The sequence below is a fragment of the Asticcacaulis solisilvae genome, from assembly GCF_052327315.1.
Classification (GTDB): domain Bacteria; phylum Pseudomonadota; class Alphaproteobacteria; order Caulobacterales; family Caulobacteraceae; genus Asticcacaulis; species Asticcacaulis solisilvae_B.
In genome coordinates this window covers 1204808-1223077 of the sequence record NZ_CP166196.1, presented here as the reverse complement: position 1 = coordinate 1223077, position 18270 = coordinate 1204808, and the positions used below count along the sequence as shown (strand labels likewise).

At 63.9% G+C, this 18270-nt stretch carries 23 protein-coding genes; 14 read left to right on the top strand and 9 right to left on the bottom strand.

The features are described from left to right. Window positions 1-28: 28 nt before the first annotated feature. Complete coding sequence (locus tag AB8717_RS05715) at window positions 29-352, bottom strand: hypothetical protein (protein WP_443750072.1); 324 nt, start codon at window positions 350-352, stop codon at window positions 29-31. Window positions 353-382: 30 nt separating this feature from the next. On the opposite strand from AB8717_RS05715, the gene AB8717_RS05710 reads away from it, so the two are divergent. Further along, window positions 383-643, top strand: a complete 261-nt coding sequence (locus AB8717_RS05710; protein WP_443750071.1) for a type II toxin-antitoxin system ParD family antitoxin — start codon at window positions 383-385, stop codon at window positions 641-643. Window positions 644-716: 73 nt separating this feature from the next. Here the strand turns inward: AB8717_RS05710 and AB8717_RS05705 are convergent, their stop codons facing one another. Together AB8717_RS05705 and AB8717_RS05700 are read right to left on the bottom strand one after the other, a co-directional pair. Further along, a complete protein-coding gene (locus AB8717_RS05705; RefSeq protein WP_443750070.1) occupies window positions 717-3212 on the bottom strand; it encodes a glycoside hydrolase family 9 protein in 2496 nt (831 codons plus the stop codon). A gap of 103 nt (window positions 3213-3315) precedes the next feature. Then, window positions 3316-3555, bottom strand: a complete 240-nt coding sequence (locus AB8717_RS05700) for a hypothetical protein (RefSeq protein ID WP_443750069.1) — start codon at window positions 3553-3555, stop codon at window positions 3316-3318. Between the two features lie 115 nt (window positions 3556-3670). Here AB8717_RS05700 and AB8717_RS05695 point away from each other — a divergent pair, with 115 nt between their 5' ends. From AB8717_RS05695 to AB8717_RS05675, 5 genes are all read left to right on the top strand, one after another. Further along, a complete protein-coding gene (locus AB8717_RS05695) occupies window positions 3671-3973 on the top strand; it encodes an RNA-binding S4 domain-containing protein (protein ID WP_443750068.1) in 303 nt (100 codons plus the stop codon). A 91-nt stretch (window positions 3974-4064) separates the two neighbouring features. Beyond that, window positions 4065-4403, top strand: coding sequence for a ferredoxin FdxA (gene fdxA, locus AB8717_RS05690; RefSeq protein ID WP_443750067.1), 339 nt, complete (start codon window positions 4065-4067; stop codon window positions 4401-4403). Window positions 4404-4406: 3 nt separating this feature from the next. Then, a complete protein-coding gene (locus tag AB8717_RS05685) occupies window positions 4407-4691 on the top strand; it encodes a DUF1294 domain-containing protein (protein ID WP_443750066.1) in 285 nt (94 codons plus the stop codon). Window positions 4692-5237: 546 nt separating this feature from the next. After that, window positions 5238-5756, top strand: coding sequence for a CarD family transcriptional regulator (locus AB8717_RS05680; RefSeq protein WP_443750065.1), 519 nt, complete (start codon window positions 5238-5240; stop codon window positions 5754-5756). A 153-nt stretch (window positions 5757-5909) separates the two neighbouring features. Continuing rightward, a complete protein-coding gene (locus AB8717_RS05675) occupies window positions 5910-7841 on the top strand; it encodes an alpha/beta hydrolase family protein (RefSeq protein WP_443750064.1) in 1932 nt (643 codons plus the stop codon). 107 nt (window positions 7842-7948) lie between these two features. Here the strand turns inward: AB8717_RS05675 and AB8717_RS05670 are convergent, their stop codons facing one another. The 4 genes from AB8717_RS05670 to AB8717_RS05655 all read right to left on the bottom strand — a co-directional run bounded on the left by AB8717_RS05670 (window position 7949) and on the right by AB8717_RS05655 (window position 10737). Next, on the bottom strand, window positions 7949-8932 hold the full coding sequence (locus AB8717_RS05670; RefSeq protein ID WP_443750063.1) for a hypothetical protein: 984 nt from the start codon (window positions 8930-8932) through the stop codon (window positions 7949-7951). Continuing rightward, on the bottom strand, window positions 8929-9597 hold the full coding sequence (locus tag AB8717_RS05665; protein ID WP_443750062.1) for a TVP38/TMEM64 family protein: 669 nt from the start codon (window positions 9595-9597) through the stop codon (window positions 8929-8931). The genes AB8717_RS05670 and AB8717_RS05665 overlap by 4 nt, the downstream gene beginning before the upstream one ends. A 623-nt stretch (window positions 9598-10220) precedes the next feature. After that, complete coding sequence (locus AB8717_RS05660; RefSeq protein WP_443750061.1) at window positions 10221-10472, bottom strand: hypothetical protein; 252 nt, start codon at window positions 10470-10472, stop codon at window positions 10221-10223. Window positions 10473-10533: 61 nt separating this feature from the next. After that, complete coding sequence (locus AB8717_RS05655; protein ID WP_443750060.1) at window positions 10534-10737, bottom strand: cold-shock protein; 204 nt, start codon at window positions 10735-10737, stop codon at window positions 10534-10536. A gap of 418 nt (window positions 10738-11155) precedes the next feature. Between AB8717_RS05655 and AB8717_RS05650 the strand changes: the two genes are divergently transcribed. From AB8717_RS05650 to AB8717_RS05625, 6 genes are all read left to right on the top strand, one after another. Beyond that, on the top strand, window positions 11156-11377 hold the full coding sequence (locus AB8717_RS05650; RefSeq protein WP_443750059.1) for a hypothetical protein: 222 nt from the start codon (window positions 11156-11158) through the stop codon (window positions 11375-11377). A gap of 205 nt (window positions 11378-11582) precedes the next feature. Next, window positions 11583-12557: a LacI family DNA-binding transcriptional regulator gene (locus tag AB8717_RS05645; RefSeq protein WP_443750058.1), complete on the top strand. Its 975-nt coding sequence runs from the start codon at window positions 11583-11585 to the stop codon at window positions 12555-12557. A gap of 514 nt (window positions 12558-13071) precedes the next feature. After that, window positions 13072-13812, top strand: coding sequence for a FadR/GntR family transcriptional regulator (locus AB8717_RS05640; protein WP_443750057.1), 741 nt, complete (start codon window positions 13072-13074; stop codon window positions 13810-13812). Window positions 13813-13837: 25 nt separating this feature from the next. Beyond that, complete coding sequence (locus AB8717_RS05635) at window positions 13838-14248, top strand: hypothetical protein (RefSeq protein ID WP_443750056.1); 411 nt, start codon at window positions 13838-13840, stop codon at window positions 14246-14248. Between the two features lie 159 nt (window positions 14249-14407). Next, on the top strand, window positions 14408-16075 hold the full coding sequence (locus AB8717_RS05630; protein ID WP_443750055.1) for an ankyrin repeat domain-containing protein: 1668 nt from the start codon (window positions 14408-14410) through the stop codon (window positions 16073-16075). Further along, window positions 16065-16502, top strand: coding sequence for a DUF5990 family protein (locus tag AB8717_RS05625; protein WP_443750054.1), 438 nt, complete (start codon window positions 16065-16067; stop codon window positions 16500-16502). The genes AB8717_RS05630 and AB8717_RS05625 overlap by 11 nt, the downstream gene beginning before the upstream one ends. Before the next feature lie 9 nt (window positions 16503-16511). Here AB8717_RS05625 and AB8717_RS05620 read toward each other — a convergent pair whose 3' ends face one another. Further along, the gene (locus AB8717_RS05620) at window positions 16512-16883 is read right to left on the bottom strand and encodes a hypothetical protein (RefSeq protein ID WP_443750053.1); all 372 of its coding nucleotides are present in this window, start codon (window positions 16881-16883) and stop codon (window positions 16512-16514) included. A gap of 93 nt (window positions 16884-16976) precedes the next feature. Here AB8717_RS05620 and AB8717_RS05615 point away from each other — a divergent pair, with 93 nt between their 5' ends. Together AB8717_RS05615 and rpmB are read left to right on the top strand one after the other, a co-directional pair. Next, complete coding sequence (locus AB8717_RS05615; protein ID WP_443750052.1) at window positions 16977-17273, top strand: putative quinol monooxygenase; 297 nt, start codon at window positions 16977-16979, stop codon at window positions 17271-17273. Between the two features lie 149 nt (window positions 17274-17422). After that, window positions 17423-17716 carry a 50S ribosomal protein L28 gene (rpmB, locus tag AB8717_RS05610; RefSeq protein ID WP_443750051.1) on the top strand — a complete coding sequence of 98 codons (294 nt, stop codon included), beginning with the start codon at window positions 17423-17425 and terminating at the stop codon, window positions 17714-17716. 58 nt (window positions 17717-17774) lie between these two features. Here rpmB and AB8717_RS05605 read toward each other — a convergent pair whose 3' ends face one another. Next, the gene (locus AB8717_RS05605; protein ID WP_443750050.1) at window positions 17775-18227 is read right to left on the bottom strand and encodes a hypothetical protein; all 453 of its coding nucleotides are present in this window, start codon (window positions 18225-18227) and stop codon (window positions 17775-17777) included. Between the last annotated feature and the right edge of the window lie 43 nt (window positions 18228-18270).

Genomic DNA, 18270 nt, shown 5'->3' with positions numbered 1-18270 from the left:
GATGTGGTGGTGGGGTTTCTTACTTAGATCAGGTTCGGGTTTCCTCGGACCACTGCATCATTCCCCCAATCTCGGCGATCATCCCGTAGCCGCAGGCCCCGGCGACCAGACCGATGATAAGCGCGGCAAATCCGAGCGTGGCGTAGAACTGTACCGGCCGGTCCTTTCTCGACAGGTCGCAGACGTTTTCGATCTTCAGGCTGCCGCGGCTCAAGGCCGACAGGATGACGAGCAATCCGCCGATCCCGAAAATGACAATGGCGCCCTGTAAAATCATGGTGCTTCCCCCCTTATGTCCAAGGATCAGCCCTACCATGGTTTGCCGCGCAGTCAATTTGACAAACTTTGCCATAACGCACACACTCATGCCACGGAGGCGCGCATGGCGACGATGAACATTTCCCTGCCGGATCAGATGAAAGACTGGGTCGAGCGCCAGGCCGAAGGCGGACGCTACAGCAACTCCAGCGACTATGTCCGCGACCTGATCCGCCGCGACCAGGTCCGCGCCGAGCAGATCGCCGCCATGCAGGCCAAGATCGACGAAGGCCTGGCCAGCGGCGTAAGTTCGCACACCTTGCCTGAAATCTTCGAACTGGCCCGGGCTGAATTCGCAAGACAGGAAATGGCGGGAAAGGCCTGACCAAACGCCGAACGACTAAGACTTCGGCCCTCCCCGCAAGCAGGGAGGGCCGAGCACTACTGCGTCCGTTGTCTTACTTCCCCTGCGCCGCGGCCAGGACCAGGAACATGTAATTGGTCTCGCCGCCGCCCATGACGTATTCGCGCTGCTGCCAGAAGTACGGCCAGACCTTCAGTTCCGGCAGGTCCGGCCGGATCAGGGCCGTGCCCGAAATCACGCCGCCCGGGATATAGCTCCAGTCGGCGCGGTTGGCGCCATAGGCCACGGTCGACGACACGGCCCCCACGCCTGACGCGAACGATTCCGTATTCTGCCCCGGATGGACGCCCAGCACGAAGTTCAGCGCCTCCATCTGCAAGGTCACCGGCGTCGCTTCGGGCCACGCCTTGCGGAAGAAGTACTGGTCGACACCGAACTTCTGGATGTCCCAGCCGGCGCCCCAGATATAAGGCTTATACGGTACGCCATAGGGCGTCTTCGTCGCCTCGTCGCTGAGCTTGGCCTGATAGACCTTCACAGCGGCCGCCACGTCCTTGCGGAAACCGGCATCGGTGATCAGCGGCATGGCCGAGGCCAGCACCGCGCCCGTCTGGTCGATATGGGCGGCGATGTCGGCCTTCATGCCGACCAGCCGCTTGACCAGGGCGGGGTCTTTGGTCGTCTGCGCCAGCTCGGAGGTCGCAAACACCTTGAAATGCAAGGATTTCGCGCGGTCATAAGCGTGGGAATAGAGGTCCTGCGCCGCCGCCAGGGCATCCGCTGACATGGACGGGTTCGACGCCTTCAGCACGCGCGACGCCGTCGCCAGCTCGGCGGCGGTTTCCAGCTCGCGGTCGGGATTGTCCTCGGTGAACACCCAGCGGTCGTCGTCAAGCCCAGAGGTCGTCGCGGTCTTTTCACCCGGCTTCAGGCTCGGGTCGTAGTTCAGGTTGTCGGTCTGGGTCGAGATGTCGCCCAGCAGCGTATATTGCTCGAGGTGCGGCTCGATGATGCCGCGATAGGTACGGCCCAGCGCCTTGTATCCGCCGAGCACGCTCAGAAGGCCGTGCTCGATCTGCTGGACGGCATCGTTCTTGCCGTCTGGCTGGTGGATATCGGCTTCCTTCTTCGTCTCGTCGATCGTCGTGGCGTCGTAGTTGAGCCCGAACTCCTCGACCATCTTGGCCAGCAGCCACACCGTGCCCATCTGGCTTTCGACCCGCAGGTCGTAATCGCCGGCGTCGTGCCACCCGCCGCTGTTCAGCCCGGCGATATGGTCGCCCGGCTTCTGCTTGACCAAGAGGTCCGGCCCCTGGTCGTAGCCGTCGAAATGGTCGCCGACCTGAGCCAGGCGCACATCGTCCTGGTGGTCGAGCCCATGCCAGGTTCGGTACTTCTCCTTGACCAGCATGTGGCACATCTGGACCGGCAGGAAGTATTCCAAAGTCGGCTGCCAGACGTCGCGGTCATAGACGTCGCTGCCGATGCGGAAGACGTGGCTGACCTGGCCGCGATAGCCCAGAGCATACATGCCGGGCTCGGTGACGCTGGTCAGGTCGGCGGTGACGTAGTTGTAGCGCAGGAAATGGCCCCACGGCTTGGTGGCGAAGCGCTTCACCTCCTGCTTGCCGTCGGCCGTCATGCGGTACAGCACCAGCGGATCGGCCTGGGTATCGCGCACGTCCTGCTCGACGATGATCGTCTTCTGCTGTTCGGGGCGGTATCCGACCTGCGATACCTGCACCACCGGCGCATAGCGCCAGTTGGGATCGACATTGGGCGTGATCACCCAGGTGACCGCGTCCCTGGTCGCGCCGGGGCGGGTCGTTTCGCGCACCACGTACCAGGCGTTGTTGAAGGTGCCGCGCCCGTCGATCAGCTCAAGCTCACCTGTCCGGCTCTCGATCTTCATGCGCTGCAGGTCGCTTTCGGGCGCCACGGTCAGGACCTTGCCCTCCGCCATCGGCGCCGTGATGATCTGGCCGTGGTCGTCCTTGACCGGACCGTTGGCCTGGCGCGGGAAGATGCCGGACGCCCCGTCCATCAGCCAGGTCTTGCCGAACAGGTCGGTGGGGAACAGCTCAAAGTTAAAGCCGACCTTGCCTTCCCAGTCCTTGGGCAGCGGCTTGTCGAGATCGACCGAGACCTGGAAGGCATCGCCGTCCAGCGGCGTCACACGCACATGGTAGCTGAAGTTGAGGTCCGGATATTCGATCGGATTGAAGCCCTTGCGGTTCTTCGAGTCGTCCGGATAGTGCAGGGTCTGCGACACGGTGTTGGTCGCCTTGTCTACCGCGTTCGGACCGTCGCCGGCCGGCATGGGCGACCACTGCCCGGGCGAGGGTTCAAGCCTGAGGTCGCCGTTGGCCGCCACGCGCACGCCGTGCTGGATGACCGTGACGCCGGTCTGGTGACCGTCGGGATATATGTCGGCAAACACCGTGACGTTCAGCCCCGGCGCCTCGAAATAGCCCTTGTCGTTGAGCTTCAGCGCGGGTTCGGCGGCGGCGGTGCCGGCGATCAGCGCCCCAAGAATCAAAGGCAGGGTGGCGGCGCCCGCCAGCAGGTGCGTGGTACGAATGCGTTTCATAGGTCGGTCTCCCAGTCCAGTCCGGCGGCCTTGGGCGGCCGCTCGTGTAATCGGTTTCAACGCTCGCGACCATAGCGGCCTGACAACGCTATCACAAGAGGTCTTACCGCATCCCGGCGTGAAGAAGGCCGGTGATATCGAGATAGGCCCAATAGCCCGCGGCCACCAGCATGACGACATAGGCCAGGACCAGCCCGGTGAAGCTGACCGGCATGATCTTCCGGTCGAAGCCCTGCCCGTAGAAGCCGATCTTGCCCTTGGTGACGGCCCTGACCAGGCTCGCCACCGCTGTCAGCGCCACCACCACGCACACGCCGGCGTGCACCATCCTGAACATATCCATCGCGTCCTCCCTCTCCCGCTACGCCAGGGGCTTCGCGGGACTTACGCCCCTTTTCGCCGGGGCCGCCCAGGCCTGTCATCTTGACAAATCCCACGCCGTCACGATCTCTGCAACCGTGAACGATACCCCCACCTCCGTCCGTCTCGATATCTGGCTGTGGCGCGCGCGATTCTTCAAGACGCGCGCCCTGTCGGCGAAGATGTGCGAGTCGGGCCATGTGCGGCTGGAGCGCTTCGGTGCGGTGTCGCGCATTGAGAAAGCGTCCCACGCCGTCAAGCCCGGCGACCGGCTGATCTTCGCCCTGGGAACGCGCCTGATCGACCTCGAGATCCTGGACATGGGCGAACGGCGCGGGCCAGCGCCCGAAGCACAAGCGCTTTACAGCCTGCGACCAGAGCCGGCTAAACCGACAGATTAGAACAAATCGGGCCGCTTTAACCGTTGGACGCTTGACATAAGCGCCTGCAAAAAGGCATGACGCCCCCGGATTTCAAAAGGTATTTTGCGTCATGACCTATATCGTCACCGACCCCTGCGTGAAGTGCAAGTTCATGGACTGCGTGGAAGTGTGCCCGGTGGACTGCTTCTACGAAGGTGAAAACTTCCTGGTCATCAATCCGGACGAATGCATCGACTGCGGCGTCTGCGAACCCGAATGCCCGGTCGACGCGATCAAGCCGGACACCGAGGACGACGGCACCAAGTGGCTTGAGATCAACACCAAGTACGCTGCCGTGTGGCCGAATATCTCGGAAAAGGGCACGCCGCCCGAGGACCGCGAGGCCTTCGAGCGCGAAACCGGCAAGTTCGAGAAGTACTTCTCGGAAAAGCCCGGCGACGGCAAGTAAGCCTTGCTCCTTTTCGGCCTGGCGATCTACGCGGCCATTGTGAACTTCGTTACCTGGCACGCCTGGGTGCATGACAAGCGAAGCGCGGCAAAGCGCGGCCGCCGCACGCCGGAAAACACCTTGCTGTGGCTGTGCCTGCTGGGCGGATGGCCGGCGGCGCTGCTGGCCTCGCGCCAGTTCCGGCACAAGACGGTCAAGGCCGCCTTCCTCGGCCGCATGTATGCGATGATCGCGCTCAATGTCGCGATGGTGTCGGCGCTGCTGGCCCTGACCCTCCGCTCCGGCTGACGGGCGGCCGCGCCAGCCGGCCCGGCGCATTGGTGCGAATCCGCGCCGTAAAAATTTATTGCAGCCGCTCACGGAATTGGTGAAATATTACCTCATAAAGTCCGGTACGGCTTTGTGGATAAGGTGTTTGTTACATCTTAACGTCTTAAGCATCGAGGCTTTATTTCGTCGCAAATTTGTGATATATCTTCCCCATTGCAAAGAGTCGCAGCGGCCTTTTCCCGCCCGTGGCTTTCCCTTAACCATAAAGGGATTGTCTCAGGCGCCCAGACCATACGATCCGCGCAAATCTTCGTTTGTTTTCATGCGTTCATTCCGGCGTTCGCGGGTATGACACGCACTATCGACGCAGGTCGGATGAGAACCTTGTCTTAGTCAGGAACACACCGCCACACCCTGAGATCGCAACAGCCCTCATGGTGTGTTTTTTTGCGCGTGGGTCAGTTCAGTCGGCGCCCTCCCCGGTACCGAACGGAAGACCGTCTGACGTCCGAAGGACAGGTAACCACCCCCCTCTGCCCCACGCTTGAAGCGAAAGGTTGGCCAATGTCAGCAGATACCCTCACCCTCTCCCGTCATGACTTCTCGGTAAGCGACAAGGTCGTTTATCCGGCGCACGGCGTCGGTACGGTCGCCGCCGTCGAGACCCAGGAAGTCGCGGGCCTGACACTGGAAGTCTACGTCATCACCTTCGACCACGAAAAGATGACCCTGCGCGTTCCGACCAAGAAGGCCAAGACGGCCGGCCTGCGCCACCTGGCCGCCGATGCCGTCATGTCGCAAGCCCTCGTGACCCTCAAGGGCCGCGCGCGCGTCAAGCGCACCATGTGGTCGCGCCGTGCCCAGGAATACGAAGCCAAGATCAATTCGGGCTGCCTGGTCTCGCTGGCCGAGGTCGTCCGCGACCTGCACCGCGCCGACAACCAGCCGGAGCAATCCTATTCCGAACGCCAGCTCTATGAGTCCGCGCTCGACCGCATGGCCCGCGAAGTCGCCGCGATCGAAAAGATCGACCGCGACGCCGCCGTCGCCATCCTGAACAAGAACCTGAACAAGGCCGCGTAAGCGATCCTTTCAGGTCGAGACAGCAAAGCCCTCCGGTTCGCCGGAGGGCTTTTTTGTTGCCGGCCAGGACCGGCTTGACCGCAAGCGGGCGTGTGCTTAACTGCGGGCGGGGCAAGACGAAAAGTCTTGATGTTTTTGTGGGGGGGGGACGACATGAATCGCCGTGACCTGTTTTTGACGTCGGCCGCCTTCCTGTGGCTGGGACCGCTGGCCACGCGCAGCCGGGCCGATACGGCCGCGCCGGGGCCGCTCAAGCCCGAATTCTTCACCCGCGACGCCTTTATGAGCCCGCCGCAGCTGTCGCCGGACGGCACGCACCTGGCGTGGATCGAAAACAACCAGATCATCATCCACGACCTGAAGGACAATTCGGAAAAGGGCCTGAACGGCGCGGGCAACCGGCTGGAGGTGGTGCAGTGGGTCGGCAACGACTATCTGGTCGTCTATCTCAAGGACGACGAAGTCCCGAAGACCACGACCTACGTCAAGGTCTTCAGCCATTCGCCCATGGTCATTACCCGCGACGCAAAATACGTTCGCCAGCTTTTCCAGCGCGGCGACAAGAAGCTGACCTATGACGACCTGGCGCCGGTTGTCCGCTTTATCGACGGCCCCGCCCCCTACCTGATCACGCTGGAGCGCGGCTACACCACCCATATCGACCTCGCCACGGGCAAGCGGACGACGGGCGAACCCCTGCTGCCGGGCAGCGACCATTTCTTCGACCGCCAGGGCCGCGAACGCATGTCCGCCGAGGTCCTGGACGGCAAGGTCAGCTATGGCGCCACGGCCGTCGTCGTGAACTACCGCCCCCAGCCGGGGGCGGCAAGCCAGGCCCTTCGCCTGCCCAAACAGGACAATATCTATTACCTCGGCTACCAATATTCCGAATTCGACAATTCGATCTACTGGTCCGAGTTCGACTACACCAAGGGACTGTGCTCGATCTGGCGTCACGATATCGCCAGCGGCGAAAAGTCGCTCTACCGGTCGGGGCCGAACAAGGACATGACCCTGACCTTCGACCCCTACGGCCATATTGTCGGCATCACGACCGTCACCGACCGCGTGCATACCGAATGGACCGCGCCCTACCACCTGAAGATGGTCGGCGCGGTCGAAAAATTCTTCCCGAACGCTTTCGTCGATATCGCCGACATGACCGAGGACGGTAGACATATCGTCTTCCTGGTCTCGGCGCCCGAAGCCCCCGACAGCTATTATTACTACAGCGCCCAGACCAAGGACCTGGTGCGTGTCGGCGCCAACTATCCCGAGCTCGACGGCCAGGCGCTGGCGGCCATGACCTATGTCACCTACAAGGCGCGCGACGGCCTCGACATCCCGGCCTATGTCACCGCGCGCAAGGACACGCCGCCGAACGCGCCGCTGATCGTCATGCCGCACGGCGGGCCACGCGCCCGCGACGTCTACGGCTTCGACTACCAGGCGCAGTATTTCGCGTCGAAGGGCTATGTCGTCCTGCAACCGCAGTACCGTGGCTCGGCGGGCTTCGGCGACACCTTCGAACGCGCCGGCAATATCCACCTCGACAAGATGACGACCGACCTGGAAGACGGTGTCCGCTACCTGGCCGCCCAGGGCCGGATCGACCCGAAACGCGTCGGCGTCGCCGGCTGGTCGTGGGGCGGATACCTGGCTGAAGCCGCCCTCGCCTTTACGCCCGAAACCTATGCCTGCGGCATAGCGGGCGCCGGAATTTCAGACCTGTTCGACTCGCTGGAAGACGACAACGACATCTTCTGGGGCGGCTACAGCATGGAATACTGGCAAGGCGTCATTGGCCGGCCGATGCGCGACAGCGCCCAGATCCACGCCACCTCGCCGATCGAACACATCGACGCCATTCGCGCGCCGCTGCTGCTGATCCACGGCGACTCGGACGACAACGTCAAGGTCCGCCACAGCCGCAAGATGAACGACGCCATGAAGAGGGCCGGCAAGGACGTGACCTACCTCGAAGTCAAGTTCATGCGCCACGGCCCGAACGACGCCGCCCAGCGGCTGACGGTGCTGGAGGCGATGGATGCCTTCGTAACGAAGGTGTTTGCGAAGGTGGGGTGAGAATGGGCAGAGCCGGAGACCGGATTTATGCTGTCGCCGTAATCCCCCGGTAATCCCCTGTCATCTGCGGTTCGCCGGAGGACTTTTTTGCCGGCCGATCGGCACCGTTATCCGATCAGGGTCCGCAAAGCCCGCGCCAGCCGGTGCATCGAAACGACCTTGTCCCGCCAGGACAAGGCGATCACCGGCCCGAGATCGGTCTTGTTGACATCGACGATATAGATACGCCCGTCGTTGCGATCCCGCAGTATGTCCAGACCGCCCCAATCCAGCCCCATGCGCTCGCAAAACACGCGCATGCGTTCCCGCTCTTCGGACGTATAGACCCGCGCGGGATCGGCCAGGACGGCGCTGCGGTTGTTGATCGAAAATCGGCCTTCCGGGGTCTTGACCTTGATCCAGACGACGACGGGGCGGCCGCCTGCGCATGGCGTGCGAAGATCGTGGCAGCATCCCTGCGTATCCCGCGTATCGACGACGCGCTGGTAGGTAAATCCCGTCTTCGGCCTCAGGGGCGCCATAACGATGCGGCCGGCGTGGACGCCGTTTTTCTCGGGCTTTTCCACGATCTCGCCAGAGACCTTTTCCGGATCCACCGTAAGCGGATAGCCGAAAACCTCCTCAAAGACGCTCGCGACGCGGCTCTTGCTGATATCGGTGCAGCCGTGGTTCAACCGCTTCGGGGCGGCGTGGACGGCAGGGGCATGTCCCGTTGTGCTGTCGTCGAAATAGATGGCGGCATCCGCCGTTTCCGGGGTCGCCGCGACGTCGATGCCCGACCAGATCGCCGCGCCGCGCACCAGATACCAGGGGCGTGGCCGGTCGGGCGCGAACCAAATACGTTTGCGTTGGCGGCCGCTCACCAGCCTCCAGGCGGCGACACCATAGAGAACCGCCAGATATAACACCCATTGCCCGATCTCATGGATCAGAGCCTTGCTGACGGGCAATGAAATGCCGGTCTTGCGGATATGCAGCCGGCCGTCGCGCCAGGCGAAATCGAAAATCCACGGCCGCGCCGCATGCGCTTCCGCGGTGTCCGGCGCCTCGTCCATATCGAAGGACGCGACCGACCGCGCAGGCCGCGTCATTTCACGGCCAACGGACCTGAGCGGTCCGGAGCGACGGCGCGGAGGACGACCTTCGCCAGAAACGGCAGGACGCCCAGCGCCGCCAGGCTGACCAGCATCCGGGGCGTCATGATGTCGTCCGTCGTCTGAAGTGTCGCAATCTGCGTTCCCGCATTGACGAAAATCACCGTCGCGAAAATCATGCACGCCTGTGAAACGGCGAAAAACGTCACCACCGGCATGGTCGTCAGCCCCATCAGCGGATTGCACAGCGAGAACGGCACGACCGGGAGAAGGCGCAGGTTGATCAGGTAGACAATGCCGTCGCGCGCGAAGCCCCTGTTCAGCGCTTCGAGCCTTGAGCCAAAACGCCGCTGCAACCTGTCGCGCAGCAGATGCCGCGCCAGGAGGAACGCGATCGTCGCGCCGATGACGGAGGCGAACGACGCCACGACGACGCCGCCGGCCAGGCCGAAAAAGGCGCCGGCAAGCAGGGCGAAAGGGATTTCGAACGGGATGCACATCGCCGTCGTCACGACATAGGCGCAGAAAAAGATAACGGCGAAGGCCAGGGGGTGCGCCGAGCTGACGTGCTTCGACGCCGCCACCAGATCCCTGAGCGGTTGCAGGTCAAGATGGACGTGAAGCTGCAGCAGGACGACCACGGCCAGCGCCGCCGCCGTCAAGGCAAGCAAAGTCCTGAGGGACGTTTTCCCGGACGCTTGTGGGGGGTCGGCCTGGCGCATGTTCGTTGAGGTTAACATCGCGCGCGTAAAGTTGATGTGGTCTCGCACACCGTTGAAAGTAAGACGGACATGGTGTGGTCGCCGCCTGGCTCAGTCGCCATGGATGGGGACCATATGACAATGACAATGCGCAGCGGGCCAATGTCCCGAAGGCCGAAAATGCCGGTCGCCCTATGGGCGCCAAAGCGCGGGCCAAAGCCAAGGGTTAAGCCGGGGGCAAGGACGAAGGCCTGACCTTATCTGGCCTTTGATAACCCGTCCTCGACAGGGGCCGGCGGTTGGCACCTCGCCCACGCCGACTGGGGTGTATCGCGGCAATAGCCCCGCTCGTTAAGGCTTCGTATCGCGTAGTCCCGGTCTTTGCAGGCAGACGCCTTACCGTCGAGACACGACTTCGCCGCCGCAGTTTCGTCGGCGGCGATGGTCTTGACAAGGTCATCCAGTGGAGTCGCGTCCGCGGTCGCCATGCGCACGGGCGGCGCAGAGGCCCTGGGGGAGCATCCGGACAGGGCTGTAAGGAGAATTGCCGCCGTTACCGATCGCCACATGGCGGCACCTCCTGCCTAAACCGCGAAGCGCAGTTGCGCCGCGGCGCCGGTTTCGAAAATCTGTTGCATCGCAGTGCGCACGCAGGTCAGGGCCTCGTCGCGACAGCGAAAAATTCCCCAGAACGCGGCGTTGCGGAACACTTCCCAACTCTGCCCGCGTGGAGCGATGTTGAAACGGACGGGGATGTTTTCGTGCACCACGCCGGGCTCGCCCAGGGTGGGCCAGATGTCGTCCCAGGCGTCGATTACGGGAATACGGGAGGGCATTTTTTTCTTTTCTTGAAGGGATCGGCAGGCGCGGGTTCATTCGCGCCTGCCAGCAACGCGATTAAGCGTTGGCGAGATTGACGGCGGATGTCTTTCCGCGGTCGAGCGTAACGTCGTAGGCGATCTTCTGCCCCTCGTTGAGGGTGCGCATGCCGGCGCTTTCGACCGCCGAAACGTGCACGAAGACGTCGTTGCCGCCAGCGTCCGGCTGGATGAAGCCGAAGCCCTTGGTGGCGTTGAACCACTTAACTGTACCGTTGGCCATGGTGGCCTCCTTTTATAGTGTCGCACGAAGACGTGCTTTATCGACGCGCGAAATTGCGCGGCGGCTCCGAAATCAGCGATGCTTGGGAGATGGCCCGAGATGACCGGCAAACCGTCAGGTCTGCTTTCGAATGGCGGAATAATGACACGTGGTTGGCGAAATTACAATGTTTTTCATAAAATAATTCGATCTCATAAAAATAATTTGCAAAAAAAATTTCGCCCCCGCGGTCTCACAAAAAATATTTGAGAAAATATTACACAATCAATACATGACGATGTTGAATAAATGGCGTGAATTAAAGCGATAAAAGCGCCTTATATCGCCAAAAATTCTGGTTTATTCGACCATGGACCTTATATTGATGGTGGCGGGACCGCAGTCATTGCTCCGTCCCGGCCCGAAAGGCCACACCCCAATGTCGATTTTCAACCAGGCCCGCAAAAGCCGCGCTGTCGCCAGGACGCTGTTTCCGGCAGCGCCGGAGCTTGCCGCGCCCAACTCCGCGGCGCACGGGCGCGACGCCGCGACTCCCGCCGCTGCTCCGGGGGTGCGAAACGGACGGCTGCGCTATCGCTCGACGCCATTCTACCTCAAGATCGAAGGCCTGACCGGTCCACGCCAGTCGCGTTACGTTTGAAAGCCAGTCGCGCAGGACGCCCTGCGAAACAGCCCCATAAAAACCAATTTAAGAAATGACACTTATGGGGCTATTATCCGGACATCGCGTATTGGAATAGTTTCGCCGCCGCCCCATGGATACCGACACACCGCAAAAACCCGCACGGCAAGGCCGGAATGCAGTGACTATCCATGACGTAGCCAGACATATCGGCGTATCCCCCATGACCGTGTCGCGGGTGATCAACGGCGAAAAGAACGTGCGGGACGAGACGCGCCAGAAGGTCCTGGCGACGATCAAGGAACTGAACTACGCCCCCAGCCAGACAGCCCGCAACCTGGCGACCCGCACGCCCGTCCAGCTGGCCGTCCTGTATTCCAATCCCTCGACCGCCTATCTCAATGAAGTCCTGCTCGGCGTCCTCATGGAAGGCGGCCGGTGCGGCTGCCGTGTCAGCCTCCACCCCTGTCCCGACGCCGATGGCGCGGTCGAGGCGCTGGAACACTTCAGCGGGTCCGGCATAGACGGCGTCATTCTGCCCGCGCCCCTGTCGAACTACAACCGCGTCGCCGCCGCGCTCGAGGCCCTGGGGCTGGCGTCCGTGGGCATCGCCGCCGCCCAGCAGCCGGCAGGGCGCACCATCGTCAGCATTGACGACAAGGCGGCAGCGTTTGCCATGACCATGCGGTTGATCGAGTTGGGCCACACGCGCATCGGCTTCATCAAGGGGCACCCCAATAACCGGGCCACCGATTTTCGCACCGAAGGCTTCATGGCGGCCATGAACACGGCCGGTCTCGACGCCGATCCCGAGCTTATCGTGCAGGGCTATTTCGACTACCATTCCGGCTTCAACGCGTCGGCCGAGCTGCTGAGGCTGGCCAGGCGGCCGACCGCGATCTTCGCCTCCAACGACGACATGGCCGCGGGCGTGCTGGCCAATGCGCACAGCTTTGGCATTTCCGTGCCGGGCGAATTGTCGGTCGTGGGCTTCGACGACACCACCGTCGCGACAACCGTCTGGCCGGAACTGACCACGGTCCACCAGGCGACAAAGGACATGGCTGTCCGCGCCGTTGATCTTGTCCTGCAACAGGTCCGCGCCCAACGCAGCGGCATGGCCTTCGAGCCGGTCTGGGAAATGCATCCGTTCGAAATCGTCGAACGCATGTCGACGGCGCCGCTGCCCAAGGCCTGAAGCGCGACCAGCCTCAACGGCAGGACCGTAGCTCTTAATGCCTTCCCTGCGAAGCGGGGACGGTGGCTACCCGAAGCCGGGGCGTTGGGTGGACGGAAGGGGCTACGCCGCACGACGCCGCGGGCACTCGTGATTTCATTCCGCCAGAAACGGCCCCGGCTCTCCCCCGGCCATATTCGTCATGCAAATATAGGCCCGGCCACGCACCGGATCATGTTATAACATGGGACGTTTCGGCCGAATTTTTCCTCGATCGCAGGCCTCCCCGAAACACATCGCCCTCCCTGTTCGCCTCAAACACCTTACTTTGTCGGGGTTTTGCATAGCGCCGGGCTCCAAATCCGGCGTCTTCCAAAATTGTTATCCCATGCCCCAACGTAAATAAACGCTTTCAATCCGCACGGATTCAGGTTTTATACTCATACAATAAATCGCCTGATGTCTCCGGCACCCTGATAATGCGGCATAAAACATGAAAATGGATACGTCTCAGAAGTTTGGTACCGGTCACATCATGGCCGACTGCCCTCACCTGCCGCGCCTTTCGAACTTTATCTCGCAGCGGCTGGGCGTCGATATCGTCAAGGGGCTGTACGCGCCCGGCGAAGCCCTGCCGACCGAGATCGCCCTTTCCCAGCACTGGCAAATATCGCGCACAGCGGTCCGGGAGGGCATTTGCGTCCTGGTCTCCACGGGCCTGATCGAGCGGAGGACCAAGACCGGCACGATCGTCAGCGACCGCTCGCGCTGGAACCTCCTCGACCCGCTCATCCTGTCCTGGATGCGGCTGAGCGATCCGGACACGGCCTTTGTCAGCGCCCTGCTCGAGCTGACCTATATTATCGAGCCCCAGGCCGCCGCCCTGGCCGCCCGGCGCGCTGACGGCGACGACATCGACGACCTGCGCAGGCTTCTCGACGTCATGCGATCGCACAACCGGACCGAGGAAGCCGCGCGGCGGGCGGACCTGCAGTTTCGCACCGCCATCGTGAAGGCCGCCAGGAACCAGACCTTCCTGCCGCTGATCGACTCGATCGAAGCGGCCATTTCCTGGTCTCATACCTATCGGGCCGCGCTGAACATCGATGTACGCAGCACCGCCAACACCTATGTCCCGATGGTCGAGGCCATCGCCAGGCGCGATGACGCCGAAGCCAGGTGGCAGATGGAGATGTTGATCCGGACGACCATGACGGTCGTCAAGGCCCAGCAGCGCTCCGCCCTGCCGGACGCACCGCTCGCCCGGACAGCCTGATCGCCCAGCCGGCCAGGATAAGCTTTTGAAAAAAAAGGAGGATGATGTGTCCGGCATCCGGCGGTTGGGCGATGGCTATGAGCCGCACGTCGACGAGGCCGGCGGCAGGCTGGTCTACTCCATTCCCGTCGAATCCGGCTTCGTCAGCACGGGCTTTTCCTTCGACATTTCCGAACGCGACCTGGCTGTCCTGCTGTCGGATCCCTACCGGCGCGCGGCGCTGGAAGTCATAGCCCACGCAGTGTTGCAGCGGTCGATGCTGAGGGGCGGCGCGCGGGTCACCCAGCCCGGCTTCGACGCCCTGGTGGCCGAGGTCCTGCATTCCCCGCCGGCGGCACTGGAAGACACCATTGCCCGGGCAAGCCGGGAGCACAACATGATCGTCAGCCATTATATCACCCAAGCCATGGCCCGCCGGGCCGGCGACAGGGTTTGACAAAAGCGCCCGCCATTCGTAGTCTTCCGGCAGCGCGCCACTGGAGCGCCGCCTGTCCGCGGCAAGGGAGCCGGCTCCCATCCAGATGAATACTGATCTTACGAACCCTTCTTCCGGCCTTTCGTAAGCGGACGTCTGGCAATGGGAAGGAAGGTTTCCATGAGCCGCTCGCTCACCTCGAAATCCACGCTCGAAACCCTGCGCAAGGACGCCAAGCGCTGGCTGAAGGCCCTGCGCGCCGGTGACGGCGAGGCCCGCCGCCGCCTGGCGGACGCGTGGCCCTCGGCCCCGGCCGGGCCCGCCCTGCGCGACGTCCAGCACGCCCTGGCGCGGGAATACGGCCACGACGGCTGGATCGCGCTCAAGGCGGCGGTCGACGACCTGGCGATGGCGCGCCGAAGTCGGGCCGAGCGCATCGACATCGTCCTGCGCCACGCCTGGGACGGCGATGCTGCCCTGGCCGGACGCATCGTCAGTCGCGATCCTGCGATCGCCGAAGACAGCGTGTTCACGGCGGCCCTGTGCGGCGACGTGGCGGGCGTCGAACACCGCCTGGCGCGCGATCCCGGGGCCGCGCACGCCACCGGCGGCGCGCGGCAATGGACGGCGCTGGCCTATGTCACATACGGGCGGCTCGATCCCGTCAACGCGGTGACGATCGCGCGCCGGCTGCTGGCGGCCGGCGCCGACCCGAATTTCGGCTTCACCGACGACTGGGAGACGCCGTTCAAGGTGCTGACCGGCGCCATCCGCCTCGGCGAAGGCGCGCGCCCCAGCCACCCCCAGGCCGAAGCGCTGGTGGCGCTGCTGATCGACGCCGGGGCGGACGCCTACGATTCCCAGTCGCTGTACAATGTGTCGATCGTCGGCACCGACACCCATTGGTACGACGTGCTATGGCGGTATGCCGAGGCCAGGGGCGTGCTCGACGCCTGGCGTGTCAAGGGCGAAGGCCGGCTGGGCCATCACCTGGGGGTAAGCACGCTCGACTACCTGCTGGGCAATGCCGTGGGGCAGAACCATATCGGCCGCGCCGAATGGCTGCTGGCGCGCGGCGCCGACGCCAATGCGCCTCACGCCTATTCCAAGCGCCCCATCCACGCCATGGCGCAGTTATCGGGCTTCCTCGACATGGTGGCCCTGCTGGAACGCCACGGCGCGGCCCCCGTCCCCCTGAGCGGGATCGACGCCTTCCGCGCCGCCGTCCTGCGCCATGACGCGGCCGCCGCACAGGGCTTGCTGGCCGCCCAGCCCGAGCTGATCCGCCACCCCGCGACCCTGCTGGCCGCGGCGGAGCTCGGCAACGCCCCCGCCGTCGCCCTGCTGCTCGACCTCGGCGCCCAGGTCGAAGCGCTGGATCACGACGGCATCGGGCCACTGCACCGCGCGGTGCAGTCAGGCTCGCTCGAGGCCGTCGACCGCCTGCTTGCGGCCGGCGCGGATATCGACCGGCGCGAAAGGCGGTGGAACGGCACGCCGCTGACCTGGTCGCGCGTCCTGGGGCATCCCCACCTGACGGCGCGCCTGGCGCCGCTCAGCCGTGACGTCCGGGGCCTGTGCTGGCTGGGACTGACCGGCCGGCTGAACGCCGTGCTCGACGCCGAGCCGGAACGGATCGCCGATGCCCTGGCCGGCGACGAGAGCCCGACGCACCTGTTCTGCCTGCCCGAAGACGAAGACCCGGCCGCCGATGTCGTCCGCATCCTGCTGGCACACGGCGCCGATCCCGGCGTGCGCAATCCGGCGGGCAAGACGGCGGCTGACATTGCGCGTCTCCGCGGCCTGGACGAGGCCGCCGACCTGATGGAGGCCGGCCATGCGCGCTGACCGTTTCGAGCTGCCCCTGCGCATCGTCGTCGACCACCCGGTCCCCGGTTTCGCCATGGCCCTGCAGCAGGGCGCCACAGCCAAGGCCGTGCTCTTGCCGCCCGCCCGCCGGTCTGCGGACGCGCAAGCGTTCGACTTCGCGGTGACGGTCGACGGCGCCCTGCCCGACGGCCGCCCCCGCCTGCTGGGACCTTGCGTGCAGGGCCCGCCCGCCGGGCGCTTCGTCTATCTGTGCATCCACGGCGAATCGGGCCCGGCCTGGACCGGGCGCGCCAAGGTGCCGCTGAAGGATCTGGGCTGGGCCGCGATCGAGGCCCTGAAATCCGGGGAACGGCTGTGTGCGCATTATAACGGGACAGGGCGCGGCGGCGTCCCGGCCTGCGCCACGGTGCGGCTTACCCGGGATTGGGCAGCGGCTTCCGGCTGACGCCCGGACTCAGGGTGCGGGGGTGGCCGGCGTTTCGGGTTTCACGACGACCGTGCCGCCCTCGACACTCACCCTGGCGCCGCCGCCGAAATCGGCCGGATCGAGGCAGATAAGGACGCCCTTGGGGTAGGTCCTGGTGCCCTTCGTGTTGGTGATGGTCGCCGGCCCGCCCGTCGCGATGGGTATCTGCCCGGCCTTGCAGGTCTTCGACCTGCGGTTAAGAGTGGCGACCGTGCGGCCGTCGGGCAGCGTCCTGATGCTGGCGGTTCCGCCCCCTGCCGGCTGCGGGGCGTCGTGCGCCTCCACGCCGGCCTGCGCCCCTGCGGCCGTGGCGAACAGAAGACCGGCAAGCACCGCCGGCAAACAGAATTTTGCAATCATGGATGTCCCCTCCCCGATTTCCGGACTATGCTGCGCCACTTGGCGGGCCGCAAGAGGCTTGTGCCGCCGGATTTGCCTTTAAGGACCCTGTACATGAGCGATTTCGTTCTGATCATCCACGAAGTCGAAGACTACACGGCCTGGAAGACGGTATTCGACGACGCCGCCGATATTCGCCATGAGGCCGGAGAACGCCGGTTTCAGGTGCTGCGCGACCATGCCGATCCCAACAAGGTCATCCATTTTTCCCAGTGGACTTCGGCGGACGCGGCCAGGCGTTTTTTCGAATCGGACCGCCTGGTCGAGATTCGCAAACGCGCCGGGGTGAAGGCGCCGCAATTCATCTACCTGGACGAAGCCGACGCCGGCGACTTGCGCGCCCTCTCCTGAGATCGGCGGCAGGCCCGGCGCGAAGGCGGTGGCGTCACAAGGCGGTTTTATGCTTGACCTGCCCCCAAGCTTTGGTTATGGAAGCGCCTCTTCGACAGCCCCGGTCCGCCGCGGGCGTCTCCGTCATTCTATTAGTCAAGGTGGATACCATGTCGCGTCGCTGCGAACTCACCGGTGTAGGCCCGATGGTCGGCCATTCCGTGAGCCACTCCAATATCAAGACGAAGCGCCGCTTCCTGCCGTCCCTCCGTCAAACCGCGCTCGTTTCGGATGCGCTGGGTCAGTCCTTCCGTCTGAAGGTTTCGAACGCCGCCCTGCGCACGCTCGACTTCCGCGGCGGTCTCGACGCCTTCCTGATCAAGGCCGACGACGCCGACCTCAGCCTGCGCGCCCGTCGCCTGAAGAAGCAGATCAAGGACAAGCTGGCGCAAGCCGCCGCCTAAGCCTTTTTCGGTTTCCGAATATCTGAAAGCCCGGCCGCAAGGCCGGGTTTTTTGTTGGCTATGCCGCCGGCCGCGACAGCGCCGCGTATATAATGCTGAGTTCCATGGCGACGAAGGTGCCGGCGACCCAGAGCTTGACCACGTCCATGCCCACCCAGTGCTGGAGCAAGGCCAGCGGCATCATCCCGAGAAAAAGAACGGCCCGCACCCCGAGCAGTGCCGCCGTGCCGGCCCTGCGGCCAAACAGCCCCCAGTCCGGATCCCGAAATCTTATCGGCCGTCCCCGCCCGGAACCGCTTCCTTGCATGTCTTCGTTTATGGCGTTGATGCCCCGCCGGCAGGCCGGGCTGAACAAAATCCTCAGGAAGAGAACCACGGCCGTTCCGGCGACGAAAGCCGTGGCCGGAACCAGGATCAGCCGCACCGGCGGAAAAAACAGGCAAGCCAGGGCGACGGTCCCGGCAAAGACGGCGATCCACAAACAGACGGCTCTAAGCCAGGCATCCATCATGCCACCCTCATATCGCGCCTGGTGCTGCGTTCAAGGCGCGGCA

What these genes read in the sequence shown, in the direction of transcription:
- AB8717_RS05670 (WP_443750063.1), bottom strand. Translation starts at nt 8,932, where the DNA reads ATGACGCGGCCTGCGCGGTCGGTCGCGTCCTTCGATATGGACGAGGCG.
- AB8717_RS05660 (WP_443750061.1), bottom strand. Translation starts at nt 10,472, where the DNA reads ATGCCCTCCCGTATTCCCGTAATCGACGCCTGGGACGACATCTGGCCC.
- AB8717_RS05625 (WP_443750054.1), top strand. Translation starts at nt 16,065, where the DNA reads ATGCGCGCTGACCGTTTCGAGCTGCCCCTGCGCATCGTCGTCGACCAC.
- AB8717_RS05605 (WP_443750050.1), bottom strand. Translation starts at nt 18,227, where the DNA reads ATGATGGATGCCTGGCTTAGAGCCGTCTGTTTGTGGATCGCCGTCTTT.
- rpmB (WP_443750051.1), top strand. Translation starts at nt 17,423, where the DNA reads ATGTCGCGTCGCTGCGAACTCACCGGTGTAGGCCCGATGGTCGGCCAT.
- AB8717_RS05630 (WP_443750055.1), top strand. Translation starts at nt 14,408, where the DNA reads ATGAGCCGCTCGCTCACCTCGAAATCCACGCTCGAAACCCTGCGCAAG.
- AB8717_RS05615 (WP_443750052.1), top strand. Translation starts at nt 16,977, where the DNA reads ATGAGCGATTTCGTTCTGATCATCCACGAAGTCGAAGACTACACGGCC.
- AB8717_RS05705 (WP_443750070.1), bottom strand. Translation starts at nt 3,212, where the DNA reads ATGAAACGCATTCGTACCACGCACCTGCTGGCGGGCGCCGCCACCCTG.
- fdxA (WP_443750067.1), top strand. Translation starts at nt 4,065, where the DNA reads ATGACCTATATCGTCACCGACCCCTGCGTGAAGTGCAAGTTCATGGAC.
- AB8717_RS05675 (WP_443750064.1), top strand. Translation starts at nt 5,910, where the DNA reads ATGAATCGCCGTGACCTGTTTTTGACGTCGGCCGCCTTCCTGTGGCTG.
- AB8717_RS05700 (WP_443750069.1), bottom strand. Translation starts at nt 3,555, where the DNA reads ATGGATATGTTCAGGATGGTGCACGCCGGCGTGTGCGTGGTGGTGGCG.
- AB8717_RS05655 (WP_443750060.1), bottom strand. Translation starts at nt 10,737, where the DNA reads ATGGCCAACGGTACAGTTAAGTGGTTCAACGCCACCAAGGGCTTCGGC.
- AB8717_RS05650 (WP_443750059.1), top strand. Translation starts at nt 11,156, where the DNA reads ATGTCGATTTTCAACCAGGCCCGCAAAAGCCGCGCTGTCGCCAGGACG.
- AB8717_RS05715 (WP_443750072.1), bottom strand. Translation starts at nt 352, where the DNA reads ATGGCAAAGTTTGTCAAATTGACTGCGCGGCAAACCATGGTAGGGCTG.
- AB8717_RS05645 (WP_443750058.1), top strand. Translation starts at nt 11,583, where the DNA reads ATGACCGTGTCGCGGGTGATCAACGGCGAAAAGAACGTGCGGGACGAG.
- AB8717_RS05710 (WP_443750071.1), top strand. Translation starts at nt 383, where the DNA reads ATGGCGACGATGAACATTTCCCTGCCGGATCAGATGAAAGACTGGGTC.
- AB8717_RS05680 (WP_443750065.1), top strand. Translation starts at nt 5,238, where the DNA reads ATGTCAGCAGATACCCTCACCCTCTCCCGTCATGACTTCTCGGTAAGC.
- AB8717_RS05640 (WP_443750057.1), top strand. Translation starts at nt 13,072, where the DNA reads ATGGCCGACTGCCCTCACCTGCCGCGCCTTTCGAACTTTATCTCGCAG.
- AB8717_RS05620 (WP_443750053.1), bottom strand. Translation starts at nt 16,883, where the DNA reads ATGATTGCAAAATTCTGTTTGCCGGCGGTGCTTGCCGGTCTTCTGTTC.